Source organism: Microvirga tunisiensis (assembly GCF_009296175.1).
Classification (GTDB): Bacteria; Pseudomonadota; Alphaproteobacteria; order Rhizobiales; family Beijerinckiaceae; genus Microvirga; species Microvirga tunisiensis.
This window is the reverse complement of record NZ_VOSK01000003.1, coordinates 72,721-86,296: the sequence shown is the minus strand read 5'-3', so window position 1 is coordinate 86,296 and position 13,576 is coordinate 72,721. Positions and strand designations below refer to the sequence as shown.

General features: G+C 59.9%; 16 protein-coding genes. 2 read left to right on the top strand and 14 right to left on the bottom strand.

What is annotated here, in order from left to right:
• The 13 genes from FS320_RS02400 to FS320_RS02345 all read right to left on the bottom strand — a co-directional run bounded on the left by FS320_RS02400 (nucleotide 1) and on the right by FS320_RS02345 (nucleotide 8,519).
• Entirely contained in the window at nucleotides 1-681 is a 681-nt protein-coding gene (locus tag FS320_RS02400) for a hypothetical protein (protein WP_152709012.1), read from the bottom strand.
• Between the two features lie 11 nt (nucleotides 682-692).
• Nucleotides 693-1,001, bottom strand: coding sequence for a DUF5983 family protein (locus tag FS320_RS02395; protein ID WP_152709011.1), 309 nt, complete (start codon nucleotides 999-1,001; stop codon nucleotides 693-695).
• Between the two features lie 25 nt (nucleotides 1,002-1,026).
• On the bottom strand, nucleotides 1,027-1,824 hold the full coding sequence (locus tag FS320_RS02390) for a methyltransferase (RefSeq protein ID WP_152709010.1): 798 nt from the start codon (nucleotides 1,822-1,824) through the stop codon (nucleotides 1,027-1,029).
• Between the two features lie 169 nt (nucleotides 1,825-1,993).
• Entirely contained in the window at nucleotides 1,994-2,695 is a 702-nt protein-coding gene (locus FS320_RS02385) for a hypothetical protein (protein WP_152709009.1), read from the bottom strand.
• Nucleotides 2,685-3,296 (bottom strand): hypothetical protein, encoded by a 612-nt coding sequence (locus FS320_RS02380; protein WP_152709008.1) that lies wholly within the window; start codon nucleotides 3,294-3,296, stop codon nucleotides 2,685-2,687. The genes FS320_RS02385 and FS320_RS02380 overlap by 11 nt, the downstream gene beginning before the upstream one ends.
• 449 nt (nucleotides 3,297-3,745) lie before the next feature.
• Complete coding sequence (locus FS320_RS02375; RefSeq protein WP_152709007.1) at nucleotides 3,746-4,018, bottom strand: hypothetical protein; 273 nt, start codon at nucleotides 4,016-4,018, stop codon at nucleotides 3,746-3,748.
• 91 nt (nucleotides 4,019-4,109) lie between these two features.
• Nucleotides 4,110-5,183: a phosphoadenosine phosphosulfate reductase domain-containing protein gene (locus tag FS320_RS02370; RefSeq protein ID WP_202882824.1), complete on the bottom strand. Its 1,074-nt coding sequence runs from the start codon at nucleotides 5,181-5,183 to the stop codon at nucleotides 4,110-4,112.
• Between the two features lie 22 nt (nucleotides 5,184-5,205).
• Nucleotides 5,206-5,742, bottom strand: coding sequence for a DUF262 domain-containing protein (locus FS320_RS02365; protein ID WP_162002813.1), 537 nt, complete (start codon nucleotides 5,740-5,742; stop codon nucleotides 5,206-5,208).
• A gap of 32 nt (nucleotides 5,743-5,774) precedes the next feature.
• Nucleotides 5,775-5,963, bottom strand: a complete 189-nt coding sequence (locus tag FS320_RS45770) for a hypothetical protein (protein ID WP_162002812.1) — start codon at nucleotides 5,961-5,963, stop codon at nucleotides 5,775-5,777.
• A 47-nt stretch (nucleotides 5,964-6,010) separates the two neighbouring features.
• Nucleotides 6,011-6,262: a hypothetical protein gene (locus FS320_RS02360; RefSeq protein WP_152709005.1), complete on the bottom strand. Its 252-nt coding sequence runs from the start codon at nucleotides 6,260-6,262 to the stop codon at nucleotides 6,011-6,013.
• A 153-nt stretch (nucleotides 6,263-6,415) separates the two neighbouring features.
• Nucleotides 6,416-6,775 (bottom strand): DUF2958 domain-containing protein, encoded by a 360-nt coding sequence (locus FS320_RS02355; protein ID WP_152709004.1) that lies wholly within the window; start codon nucleotides 6,773-6,775, stop codon nucleotides 6,416-6,418.
• A 180-nt stretch (nucleotides 6,776-6,955) separates the two neighbouring features.
• Nucleotides 6,956-8,155 (bottom strand): RNA-guided endonuclease InsQ/TnpB family protein, encoded by a 1,200-nt coding sequence (locus FS320_RS02350; RefSeq protein ID WP_152709003.1) that lies wholly within the window; start codon nucleotides 8,153-8,155, stop codon nucleotides 6,956-6,958.
• A gap of 91 nt (nucleotides 8,156-8,246) precedes the next feature.
• Nucleotides 8,247-8,519, bottom strand: a complete 273-nt coding sequence (locus FS320_RS02345) for a hypothetical protein (protein WP_152709002.1) — start codon at nucleotides 8,517-8,519, stop codon at nucleotides 8,247-8,249.
• 94 nt (nucleotides 8,520-8,613) lie between these two features.
• Here FS320_RS02345 and FS320_RS02340 point away from each other — a divergent pair, with 94 nt between their 5' ends.
• Together FS320_RS02340 and FS320_RS02335 are read left to right on the top strand one after the other, a co-directional pair.
• Nucleotides 8,614-9,699, top strand: coding sequence for a hypothetical protein (locus FS320_RS02340; RefSeq protein WP_152709001.1), 1,086 nt, complete (start codon nucleotides 8,614-8,616; stop codon nucleotides 9,697-9,699).
• Nucleotides 9,700-9,956: 257 nt separating this feature from the next.
• Nucleotides 9,957-10,817, top strand: coding sequence for a site-specific integrase (locus FS320_RS02335; RefSeq protein WP_152709000.1), 861 nt, complete (start codon nucleotides 9,957-9,959; stop codon nucleotides 10,815-10,817).
• Between the two features lie 300 nt (nucleotides 10,818-11,117).
• Here the strand turns inward: FS320_RS02335 and FS320_RS02330 are convergent, their stop codons facing one another.
• Complete coding sequence (locus FS320_RS02330) at nucleotides 11,118-13,430, bottom strand: hypothetical protein (RefSeq protein WP_152708999.1); 2,313 nt, start codon at nucleotides 13,428-13,430, stop codon at nucleotides 11,118-11,120.
• Nucleotides 13,431-13,576: the final 146 nt, after the last annotated feature.

Genomic DNA, 13,576 nt, shown 5'->3' with positions numbered 1-13,576 from the left:
CTACGCGGCTGAAAGAAGATCCTCCCGTTTACTGAGCCCTGCCCTCTCGACCAGGCTGGAGGCACTCACTTCGCCCTGATAGCGTTGCGCGCTGCCGCGTTTCGTCATGAATAGCTTTACCCGGCCGGTGTTGGGGTCGACCTGCTGGATGGCGGCGGTCGAGAACTTCTTGTGGTCGACCATCAAGTCCTTGAAGGTCATTCCGGCCTGAAGGCGATGGTCGCGAATGGCAGTCTGATCCCTAGCCAGCTGGCGCTGGGCTTCTACAACCCTGCGGGCGAGATAGATCTCGTAGCCGATCATCCGCTCGTAGATCTTCGGATAGTCTGGCGGGGTGTCATAGCTGTCGTGACTGCCCCCTGTGGAGATCTCGCCGGTGCCGTCGCTGATGAGGGTACTGTAGAAGATCCTCCCATCGTGGCAATTCGTGACGACGATTGCCCACGTGCCGCGTGGCCCCGATGCAACGCGCCGTGCGAGGTCCTGATTAAAGGCTCGCTGCTCTTTCCATTCCGACGGCTTCGTGAAGGTGCCGAGCGGGAGATCACGAGCTTCTTCGAACTGAGCAATCCGGGGGATCACATAGGCGTCCATGTCGGTATCGTAGTGGATGTTCAGGTCGAGCGCCTGTCCGACGAATTCCTCGAGCTTCGCCTGGCGTATGTCTGCTGCGGTGTTCATAGGAGCTCCAGTTAGATCCACTCGAAGGTGTCCAGGCCATCCACGGTATCGGCGGCTTGGTCGAAGAGGATGAAGTGAACGTCTTGCTTGCGGGCGTAGTCGAAGACCTTGCGGAGATCTTCGGGAACTCCCCTGCCCTCATCACCGCCTGCTGCGGGCAGAGAGATGAACCATCCGTATGGCGTGCCACCAATCGTGAAGGCTGGAGCGGGATCCGCGTCAGTGCGATACGCGGCGGCGAGACGTCCTTGGGCGTCGAGCCAATCTGCGGTGGTCTTCGAGACGTGTTCGGTGGAGAGATCGAGGAAAGATTTGATCATGGGTGCGTTTCGTTGCTGATGGGGCTCAAGCGGCGATGGATGGATCGAGCGTGAGACTGAAAAGGTCCTGCGACTGAGCTCGACGGGCGGCCTGCACCTCGCCAAAGTCAGCAGTCACGATCTCAACCATCGGAGAAGCGCCGCGCCACTGCTTGCGGTAGCCAGAGGTATCGAGGCCGCAGTTGGCTCCGAGCGCGATACCCGTGGTGCGCTGGAAGACTTTGTAGGACTCCGATTCCTCGTGCCGGAACGCGGAGCATCCGCTGTAACGGAATGGCGCGGACCCTTGGGGAATGATGAAGGTTCCGAAGCGGGCGAGGTCCGAGGCGATGTCGATGACGTGGTATTCGAAGAGCGAGCCGGTATAGCGTGGGCTTTGCGAGCGGCCGCGAGGCGTGGCCCCGAACGGCGGGTTGCTGATCGCGGCGTCGAACCGGCCCAATCCCTTCTTGGGAAGGTCGAACACGTCCATGCAGATCCAAGTGGCGTCCGGGAGGAGTTTGCGCCCGACGGCGATGTAATCAGGGTTCTGCTCGATACAGGTAATCTCGTACTCGTCGGAGCAGCCGTTCTGAACCATGAAGGCGAGGCGGCCGATGCCCGCGCAGAGGTCGATGATCTTGCGTCCGGGGACCTCCACCGCGAAGTCGCGAGCGAGATCCAATGGCGTAAAGAAGGCTCCCGCCACGGAGTTGATGTGACGAGCCCCCTCGTGCCAATGCTCAAGTACGAACAGGCGCTCGTCGAGGGAGAGTTTGTCCTTCTTGAGAAGCTCCTCGGCTTCTGCGTGGCGCCTGGCCTCCTCTTTCGTCAGCTTCGACATGGATAATGACCTTCGTGCAAAGGCCCGCTCTCCCAATGGCGACGCCAGCGGGTGATGCAGGATTGTGGTGGGTAGGAATCTGATTGGGCCCGAGATGACGGAGACTAGGCGGGATACCCGCAATCAGATTAGGGATATCCTCGGGCCTGTGCCCGTCAATGAGGCCGGATTAGGCAAGTGCGGGCAAGCCTCGTGCCTGAATTGTTTTCGTGGTGAGTTTCAGATGGCCGCCCTGGTCATGACACAGCCAGCCATTCTCCAATCCATGGATGGCCATCCATAACCGATCGAATGAATGGCCTGAGAAGTTCGGGATGTATCGCCGCTCGCTTTTGGAGGGGCTCATGCTTGTCCCCAGTAGGAGCTGTTCAGATCGTCCGTCGGGCTCCGGGATTTGGGCGGCTTTGAGAACGTGACGGGCGTTTACGGTTGAGAGATAGCCGTAGGAGACCCCGAAACCGACCCCGCCCGCAATGTGCTCAGGCGTCGTGAGATGCCGGGTTTCGAGCAGCTCGCGCCAGTCGTCGTCGGTAGAGAGATCCACGGCGTGATGGTACTGGCGGTGATTGTCGTCCTCATCGAGGACGGGACCTAGGCCCGTGAGTTCGGCGACCTTTAGGACGAAGGGATGTTCCGCCAGCTGATGGGACGCAAGTTTGAGCAGTGGGCCGCCGCGGGCGACGCCGATATAGGTCAGAGGCCATTGCAGTAGCCGAGACTTGGATTTGCAATCTGGGTCTCTGAGCGCGCCCCAGTTGAGCTCGAGGGTGAATTCGGTGACAATCCTATTGCGGATCAGGATGTCTGCGAAGATGTCTGACTGGCGCGGCGTGGGCGGCGGAGATGGGGATTCCGCTCTCTTACGCGCCATGGGTCACCGTCGGACGTTCTAGTTCCACGCCGAGCTGCTTGAGCATATCGCGGAGGCGGCCGACAGCCTCGGTGACGGGCTGTTTGGCGTCGAAGGCGAGGACAACATCCTTAGCGGCGTCGGCGAGCTCATCCTTTGTGACTGGTTCTGGGATGCAGTCCGTTATTTCGATACCTTCCATTGTGTCGAGGAAGTCTTCAAGACCGTCCCGTTCAACGGAGCTTCCCTGGTTCTCGGCCATTTGCCACTTGGCATCGAACATCGCGTCCTCGTGGTCGACGCCGAAGACACAGTCGGACCAGGCGCCGCCGTCGTTGCTGTAGAGTCCATAGACGCTGAAGCGGACAGGGGTGCCGACCTTGGAGATGTTTTCGACAATGCAGGCCCCAGCCCGCCTGTCGATGGTTTCGAGATAGGCGCTGTCATTATCGAAGGCATCAAAGTCCGTCTGGCTGGCTGCAACGCTCTTGCATGCGGCTTGGCCAGCCTCAAGGGCATCATCGAGCATGGAGTTACACTCCTCGCTCTCGACCTCCACGGTCTCGTCGTGGACTTGCTGGTCAGCGTCCCTGACCTGGACGCGATAGGATCTGGTGATCATTGATAGTCACTCGCAAGGCATTGCTGCGCGATGCGCAAAGCACGGTTTTTCTAGGGATTTGGACAATGGACTGCCTGTCCAAGGCTCACGCTCCGAAGGATCTGGCTGTTTCCGCCAACTGTGACTGTTGGGGTTCGGAGCGCATGAAAAGGAGGTCAAGGACTACGGCCGGCAAAAAATCGGCGGGGATAATGGGAACAGATCCTCTGAGGAAACTCGAGGTTTGATAAGAGTTGGATGATTTCGAAAGAGATTCGGGTTGGATCGGATGGCTGCAGCGGACCGCATCACTTGGATCAAAGTCACGACCCATAGGCACAGTGAATGGTCGGACTTCTTCCTACAGTCGGCACCGGATGGGAACGATCCGATCCTTGCTGTTCAGTACGGAAATGGACGCCGGCGGTCAATCGATCCGTGCGAAAAACCGGAAGACCGCGATATCGCGGTCAAGATACGCGCTCTTCTCGACCGTTTTCAGTGAAGCGGTCTTTTCGGGCAGCACGCCGGGAGCCCTTAGGTTCAGGGTTACGGATAGAGGCACAGAAGGTTATCGCAGCCTCCAAGAATGCCTGACGGGCTTCCGTATGGGCGCTTACAGCCTCGATCCATGGCGCGTCCGCGATCAGCGTGACGAGACGGTCCGGGGCAAGGCGCTTCTTGTGATCCTGCGTCTCCAGCATACGCTCGTAGGCTTTCAGCAAAGCGGTTTCCTTAGCCATCGGCACTCCTACTGGACCATGTCCGGCGGACCGAGAATCTATTTCCCGGGCCGCAAGTCTGCATTTTACAGCATCCAGCTTGTAAAGACCGTTAAGTCGGTCCCGCGTTCTCGCCGAAGGCTCCTGCGGGCAAGCGCCATTGCCCGGGCTCCAGGATGATAGGTTCGTCGAAATGCTCAGAGAGGCAGCGACCCATCGTGTACTCATTCGCAGCCTCGTAGGGTGTGCCCTTCGCAGCACGTTCGAGAACGGTCAGGGTCCGGTGGATTGTCTTGCCGAACTGCTTCTCGTAATTGGCGATCGGCATGAATTTATGAGGTGCGAACTTAAGGATCGTACTTAATTGAGCCGGCGAGGCAAAGATGCAATTCATGCACGAAACCCTGCCGAAGCCAGCGTCGTAAGCAGGATGAGGCGCTACCCTGTGTCGCTCAATGATCTCCCAAACCTGGCGCTCATCCCAGCCATGAATAGGCCGCCAGTGATCGACATGTCGGTTGCGCCGGGTACCGTCCCGACGATCCGTGCGATGTGGTTCGAATGTCTTATAGCGCGCTCGTGCAGAGCTTTCTTGGGCTCGTTCGCCAGTAACGAAGAGAGTTTTCTTGCCTAAGAAGCGGTCCTGATTGCATATTGCAGCGGAAGAGACGTCGATTTTGGCGTATGCGCTGCAAAAACGAGTTGTCAAATCTGCTGAAACCTGGGGGAACTGCAGGCGCGTCCCGAGCTTTCCGGAAACTCCGCCTACACTTCTTATCTCACCTTCAGGTGTTTGGAAAGATATTGGCGCAGTTCTAGCATTTTCGCGGAGCATTTCTCGTTCAAGACCGCCCTGCTTCCAGGAGAAGTACAAGGGGAGGTCAAAGGCTTTGGCGAGTGCAGAAACGTAAGAACGTGTCACTGGCCAGTCGAACAATGCCGATCCTTCTCTCCCGTCAACGTCGTGGTGCCATAGCTCTATGCGCTCCAACGGCGCGCCGTTCTCGATGCATGCTAACAGGCACGATACCGAATCCTTGCCACCAGAAGCTGCCACCACGATTGCATCATAGCTCGATAGATCGGGCTGGATTTCGGGAGGGTGCTCGACCACCGGAATCGGAGCCGGATCGAAGGCGAGCTCCATCTGTCCGCGGCCAAGGCCTGCAGAGGATGTAAAGGTCATGTGAGGGTTCCCTATCGGGCGGTTAGCTGGCTTGGTGAAGCAACTCTCGGACGCGCTCGATCTCCTCTGGAGAATGAGCAATGCCACCGGCGTTGAGCTCGAGGTACCAATTCAGCACAGCGGAGCGGGTCGGCAGATCATTTACGTGAGCCGTGAACCGAATGCTGCGCGGCAATCGATCCTGGAATTCATGGTAGCGGCGTCCGAAAGCGCGGATCTTCCCACTGAGAAATGCTTTTGTGGCCGTCAGGCGCTGAAGTCCGTCAACGAGTTGGATCGGTGACTTGCAATCGCCATCCCAATCGACGCAATTGAATAGGAGATGCCTGGAGGAGCGATCCAGACCCCCGCGCAGTGCGAATTCAACGAAAGCCACTTGCTGGCCTTCAGACCAAACGTGACCGCGTTGAAAGTCGGGTTCGTATTCGACACCGCCAGGTGCCCGTTCCCATCGGGCTAGGTCCTCGAACAGGTCGCCCCAGGAGAGATCGACAGAGTAGCGGCCGTTGGCTGTCAGTTGCGGGATATCCCGGAAGCGGGAGTAGGTATCCGTAGGCAAGTGAACCTCGAAGGTGAGAATGCAGAAGAGGTTCAAGAATGGGTGTAGCCGTCGGCTTCGATGCCGATGAACATATTGCACCACCTGGCGCCCAAGCAATCGACCGACGGGAAGTGCTCAAACCGGCGGCGAAAGGCGAGATAGGAGGGAGATCCGTCTGGGCTACGATCGTAGAGGCGTTTGATGGCCACGATCTGTTCACGTGTCGGTCTCTGCTTCATGACAGGAGATCCTTTGAAGGGATTTGGATGCTGAAGGGTTCTGCACGCTAGGCCGAGAACAGTGCTGGGTGCTCTTTCCGGACATCCGTCATATCTGCTCCATCGCGCTCAGCCTGCTGCACGGCCCTGGCCGCGTCGGCGAAAGCGAGCGACATGTCTGCACCAGATGCGTTTCCCTCGTTGTAGCGGCGGCAGGTATCGTGCCAGCGGTTTTTGATCGCGAGGGCGTCTTCACGGGTCATGATCGAGCGGACCATCGAGGGGGTCTCCATCGGGGTTTGTGAGGCTGTCGGTTTCATTTCCACCTCGCGAGGTGGAGAGACTTCATCGCTTAAAATCGGGAAGGGAGGCCGGGGTCGGCCGCGATCGTGTTGGGCCCTGATCACCCGGACAATGAAAAAGGCCGTCATCGCGAGATGACGGCCCTCTGGGCTTCTTGATGGCTAGCCGGCCTACTTGTTTGGTGGAAGGGTCACTATCCGCCCGGCCACGATTGCTGCAGCCTCGTAGGCGCTCAGCGGCCGATCGGCACGGAAATACGGATCTCGCTTGATGGGGAGATTCAGGACGCCCCGCTGTGCGATGATGTCGGAGAGGCGGAACCAACCGCTCTCCGGGGCACCCATGCCTAGATCCGCGAGGCCATACGCCAAATCCGGGTCGCTTGGCTTCAGCTCCGTGATGAGCCAAGTTGCCTGGCTATCCGGCATGAACAATTTGACGACGGGAATGTGGTCACTCTTCGTCCCGTCCTGAGAGGCCTGGCCGTTGGCGATCAGGACCTGGCGAAGGTCTTCGGGAATGAGGTCCATAAGAGTTCCTTTGGGCGCTACTCCTCATCTGATATCCGCTTTGTTGTTCGCAATCCAAGGGGGTGGAGGTCAATCGTCGGTCGAAAACAGGGCATCCGGCATGAAGAGGGTAGCCCGGAGCATCAGAGGCAGGCGTTTGGTATTAACGTCTTCTCCCCTCCTGAAGGAGGGGCGATTTTTTCACGTGGCAGGTGCCGCGCGAGATTTTCGCGCAGAGCTTTCGCCCCGCGACGGCCGCGTTCCGGCCCGGAGGATGTTGATGGCAGCGTTCACGTCGGCATGGGCCTTGTGACCGCATTCAACACATCGAAAGAGCGCTTGGGTTTCGCGATTTCGTGCGCTGACATGCCCGCATTCTGGGCAGCGTCGGGAGGTATTCCGGGCCGGAACAAGGATGAGCGTCCCGGCTCGTTCTGCGACTTTGTAGGTAAGAAGTGTTTCGTATTGGCCCCATCCCGTATCAAGGATGGAGCGGTTAAGCTTAGCTTTCTGCTTTATGTTCCTGCCGGGCTCTTCGAGGGTTCCGCGGGCCGTGCGCGTCATGTTCTTTATGCGCAGGTCCTCGAGAACGACGGTGTGATAGCGCCGCGCGATACGAGTTGTCTCCACGTGGTTCGCATGCTTGCGCTGTCGGGCCGCCCGTGCGCGCTGTCGCGCGGCGAACTTTAATGCTTTGGCGCGGCGGTGCGAACCGTTGCAACGCTTCGAGGCAGTCAACTGATGGGCTCGCGCTTTAGCCTCTGAGACAGTGATGGCCTCGCGCGGAAAGAAGGGCATTTCCCCGTCAGAGGTTGCCGTCGAGCAGGTCACGCCACGGTCGATGCCGACTATCCGATCCGCGGCAGGGGGCGTGTCGATTTCGACGTGCGTTACAAACGTCACGCGCCAACCGAGCGGATCCCTCGAGATCGTCGCATTAGCGACATGCCCTTGAAGCGGCCGCGACAGACGAAAGCGGATCCGTCCGAGCTTTGGAACTCGTATGGTGGCGTTGCGCCGGTTTAAGCGTTTGACTGTCAGCCGGCAAGAAGGGAACCGGATGCTCACGTTCGCATGCTTGCGTCGTGGCCGTGGATATCCAGCGCGACCGGCAAAAAAATTCGTGAATGCCTGATCGAGATCGCGCAGTGCCTGCTGTTGACAATCTATCGGGCAGGCTTCGATCCAGTCGAAGCTGGCACGAAGTTGTGTCAATTCCCGGCCCTGGGACGCGAACGAAATGTGCTTTCCGTGGGCACGTAGAAACGGGCGCCAATAATGTGTTCTTTGTTCCAGAGCGGCATTATAGACGGCCCGGCATGTTCCCGCGAAGCGGCTAAGCGCTTCCGCCTGGGTTTGTGTCGGGTAAAGCCGGTATGTCATGCCACGGGCAACGATCATGTTTGCGCGCTATCGGTTATTCTTGGTCGGTTCCAGCGCCTTCGTGCCTCTCGTAAGAGTGGGATTTCGGCACGGGAGTTTCGGACGAAGATTAAAGGGAGACGACGTGAAGGTTCGGATGCCGACCTGGACCCTGCACAAGACGCGACGGGGCTGCTTCACGGGTGATTTGGAAGCCGGCCAAAGCCAGAGCAGCAGCAATTTGACCTGCCTCCAGCAGGAAACCGTGCCACTCGGCGTCCTGGGCCTCCTCACTCACCTGAGCTTGGGCCTCGCCAAGCATGAGGCAGGCGCGGGTGAAGGCGATCTCCTCGACGGCGGTACGCGTCTTCGGGAGGGAGGACTTATAGGCAGGATAAGCCATAATCAGACCCCTTTTTTAATGGGATTTTGAAGCCGGATGATATCATCGAGGCTCAAGAAGATTCTCGTTCTTAATCAGCACTTTGGAGCCAGCGTTGTTCTCTCGTCATTTCCTCTCGACCGTTATTGCCGGGGCTTCTCTCTTTATCGGGGTTTCATCAGCGCTCGCCGACCAGACATCTGAGGACGTTGTCCGTAAGTTTCTGGGATTGGAAATACCGGGGGCGACTGGGAACATGTCGTCAGAGGGCCAGACGGTAACCGTGTCGGGCCTAAAGGTCGCGATTCCGAAGAACGGAACCCAAGAGTGGGTTTCTGCGGGCAAGATCGTTTTTGAGAATGTGGCCGTGACCGGTTCCGAAGCGTCGATTGGAGCCCTGATAGCTACGGGCGTCGCGATGACAGCACCGGATAGCACGGTTCAGATCGGAACCCTTTCAGCAAAGGCCGTCGGCACGAGAAATCTCGGCAAGACACCTCTGACGACTGACCGCATTGGCGATCTGGTTCTCTCCGACGTGATCTACCGGCAAGCGGCGGGCCACTTGCTGAAGGTCCAGAGTTACCGGACGTCTTATAGCGTCGGGACAGAAGGAGATCTGACAGGCCGGATCGATGTGGATGGCCTAGCCTTCGGAACTCTGCTCGATAACGCGGGAACAGCTTCTACCCAGAGCGGCCGAATTTCGCTCGTGCTGGCCGGCAATCAGAAGACGGGCGATCTTCGCGTGTCCGATATTGGAATCTCTCTGCCGACCATGGCGGAAGTGACCGGGTCCGTGGAACTGACTGGTGTGGATCTAACGGGCCGGACCCTCGATCTTGGGCAGGTCCTGACGGTTGGCCGTATCAGGTCTGCCCGCCTGACATATCGGGACGCCGGAGTGGTGGCACAGTTTCTGAAGATCCTACCGGCCAGCAGTCGCGACACCGAGCTCAGAGCGGCACTGCTGCAGCTGGCACCGCTGTTGGGAGGCAAGGCCGGTCAACTCACTGATTTTGTGGTGGCCTATACCGGTAACCTGGCGCCGCTGACGATCGAAGCCAATCCGGTCCAGCCGGTCTCCATCAGCGAGCTGATCGGGGGCTTCAAGAATGCAACTGATACACTGTCAGGACTGCGAGCGAAGCTCTCCCTTGATGGCTCTCAAGTGGTCGTCGATGCGTCAGCCGGCCACTAGCCTTTCGGCTGAGGCACTTTACACATGTTCAGGATTCTGCGCGGTACCTCTATCTACAATAGAATCAGATATGCCCCCGCAACGTATATGAACCTGATTGTGAAGCAGGGTATGCCATTATCTTGCTGCCCTCAACTTCGCGCATGACAGGGTGATTCTTGTATCACAAACCAACCACCGCATGGGCTAAGCTTAACAGATCAGAGTCACGAGATCTGGAAAGTTGGCACTCCCTTGCTGACCATGAGCCGTCGACGGTGAAGGACGTCCACATCGCCGCCGTGAGGGCGGTGTTCTCCTGGGCATGCGGCCAGGGCAAGATGGAGGCCAACCCGGCCGAGAAGGTGAAGGTCACGGTGCCGGTCAAGCCCAAGCTGCGCAGCAAGGGCTTCACGGACGACGAGGCACGGAAGATCCTGTCGGCCGCGCTGGCGCTGCCCAGCCGCCTGACTACGCCCGAACATGCCGCAGCGCGGCGCTGGGTGCCCTGGCTGTGCGCCTACACGGGCGCTCGGGTCAACGAGATCACCCAACTGCGCCGCAAGGACGTTCTCGAAGGCACCCTTGTTCGCGAAGAGGAAGGGCGGCAGGTCGAGAAGACCTATTACTTTATCAGGATCACGCCAGAAGCCGGCAGTCAGAAGAACCATACGTTTCGCGAGGTCCCTCTGCACGACCATCTCATTGAGCAGGGCTTCATCGACTTCGTGAAGCGGTGCGAGCAAGAACCCCTGTTCTATTCGACCAGGCGCCAGAAGAAGGGTGTGACGGGATACAATCCAACCTATGCCCGCGTCGGCCAGAGCATCGCGGTGTGGGTCCGTGGGCTTGGGATCGATCACCCTGACGTCCGGCCGAACCATGCGTGGCGCCACCGCTTTAAGACCATCGGTCGCCGGTGTGGGATGGACTCCGCGAAGCTCGACGCCATCCAGGGGCACGCGCAGGCCGACGAGGGCGGCTCCTATGGCGGATTCCCCTGGGACTCGCTCAAGTCCGAGATCGACAAGCATCCCCGGTACGAGGTGGTCGCCGCCGAGACGACCGACCGTCGCAAGACCCGGCACAGCAAGGACCGAGCTAGCAATCCTTCGCCAGAAGCGCCGGATAACACCTGATGTGTCTTTGAATACTGTTTTGATCTGCATCTGGAGGACAGCGTCCGCTCCACCAGCCGCAGCGCCGGCCCTCGATGTCCTGATCTGCGCGGGCGACCGGGTCGAGGGCACCCCGGCCAAGAGTGTCGAGGCGGTGGCGCGCCCAATGTCGTAGTGGCCTTTTATCCGCCCCATGCCCAGATCGTGAGCCCCACCGACCAGAGCCGCCTCCTGCCGGGTGAATGGATTCGGCAGGCGGACCTTTCGATCTCGGGCACAAGTGAAGCCTCATTAGGTATATGCACCTCTCAGCGCAGGTGCTTAGGCCGCCTCGTCCACCTCAACAGCGTCGACCTGCGAAGGAGCCGGCAATGCGGGTGGAGGCGGGATCCTATCCCAGGTAAGCCGGCCATAGTCGACCTTCACGAAGCTCATGTATTGAGCCTCGTCGATGCCGAGCCTACGGAACCCTGCCCGAAGGCGCTTCCTGGCGAGACGGTCGAGCAGATTTCTCAAGCCGAGCTTGGGCTCCTGCGTGAACTCCTTGAAGGTGTGATAGCTGCCTGCCAGCGTGAAGAAACCACCCACAATCTGCAGGAGCACGCTCTCGGACGTCCAGCCGAAGATGGTGCTGGCGAGGGACACTAAGGTGAGCCCGACGAGGATGCGCACCGCTACCGTCCATGTGCGGGACGTCCCACGGCCGATCCTTACCATGAGGTCTTCGACCTTCGCGACCTCCCTGTCGTGGTTCTCGCGCACTCGGAGCGCCAAGGCTGCCTTGTCCCGCTCAGCTTCGTCGAGGAGCGCAGCACGTCTTTCCAGCTCGCGGTTCTGTTCGCGCAGCGCCGCTTCCGCGGCTTGGCGTTCGGCTTCGGCGACTTGGCGCTTCGACTCGGCCTCCCCCGCCGCAGCGGCGTGCTCCGCCTTAAGCGCGGCCTCGACCCTCTCGCGCTCGGCTTGGGCCTCGGCGGCGAGGGCCGCCTTCTGGACCTCCATCTTGAGGCGGTACTCCTCTTCGATCTCCGCTGCGGTCGCACGGCGCATCTCGTCCCAGAGCTTGTCGATGTTCTCTGGTGTGACGAGGCGCTCCTCGCCGAGCGTCTCGTCCATGAGACGTTGGACGCTGCGCTGGTCGGACATGAGGAGCTCAAATTGAGCGAGCCGGTCTGGGGCGATGTCGCTAAGAGTGCGGTGGACCGCTTCTGTGACCTCCTTGCGGGTCCGCAGCACGCGCTCGCAGGACGCAATGAGATGACTACGAGGAATATCGACATTGGCGGTGGCTTCGTCCTCACCGGCGAAGCCCGTCCTGAGCCACGCGGCCATGGCAACCTCCCGCTGGAGGACAACTGGGGGCACGTGGTTGTCCCCGATCATCCTGTTCGCGATGCAGAAATCACGTGCGATGCGCTCAAAGCGCGGATTGGTGGTGACGAACACGTACTTCGCCCGAAACAGGTCCGAGGTTCGGTTGCCTGCGCGGAGCCGCATGGTCAGGGCGGTGCTGGTCGCGTCGTGGTCGCGAGCATCGATGGATTGCCATCGGAAGTCGGACAGCAGCTCCTCGTAGTGGGCCTCCGAGAAGTGGCGAATTTGGTAGGGGTAGGTTGTCAGATTGACGGGGCGGACTGTCACACCGACGCCTTCCAGCGCACGCTGCGGGTCATTCATGACTGCCCTGACGTAATCCTCCTGCACCTCACCCTTACGCATAGCGTCGTAAGTCGGGCCGTGCCTTTGGGTAAGCGGGAGGCGAAGCATGCTGGCAAGATTGCGGCTCATCTCGTCGCAGCTGACCGGCAACACGATGAACGAGCAGCCGATGCCCCGCAGCGACTCGACAACGTTCCGGATGTCGTCCCGGGCCGCCGCTCCCGAGAGGCCGAGCAGGTTCAGGGCCACGGGCGCGTCGAGAACGACCACGAGGTCGGACCGCGTCTCAATGGTAGTCGGCTTGACGAAGTCCTCCACGACCTCGGCCAGAAGACCGGCCGACGCGAGCCTCGCGAGGTGCGGCACGAATTCGGGCTTGTCCTTCACGAGGTCCCGCAGGAACCGGGCGCAGAGATAGCGGAGCTCCGGCGTCAGCGCTTTCCCGCCCTCCTCAAGCTGTTCGAGGATGTTTTGCTTCTCGATGTCGAGTTGACTGCGGTCGACCCACTCAGAGAAGGCCTGCTCCGTGTAGGCGTCGAGTGAGACGAGGAAGCCGATCAGCAGGTCCTTGAGCTCCTTGCGAGCAAGCGTCACCGGCGCGATATCGCTTACCTGCGGGGCGAAGGCTTGGAACTCGTCCGTGATCCGCTCCAGCACCTCGGCGATCCTGATGCCCTCCTCGCCGGTCGTAGCCTCAGGCTTGTAGCTCACCTTGAGAACGCTCGGCGTGACCCGCTGCAGATAACCCCGGGTCAGCAGGCGCTCGGCGAAGAACTCGGCGACGTCGCGGTTGACGCGCCAGCCGTAAAGGCGTCGCAGTCCAAGGGCGACGACATGCGGATCATAGATCTTGCCGTCGGCCGCCTCCAGGATCGGCTCCATGAAGGGGATCAGCGCATCGAGGACGTCGCCACGGCCCTCTTTCAGGCTGGAGACGGCTGCATAGATGCGGACGGCGTGGCGGGTAATATTCTTCATGTTGGAGGAATTTCCTGGGCTACCAGACGTGCCGCTTAGCGCAGTTCAGCGTGCTGGTCACGCTGTGCTTTAGCCGCGGGTGGGGATCACCATCCTGCCATCCCGTCTAGGATCACCCCTTCTTCAAAAGGAGGGTGTCCGATGGC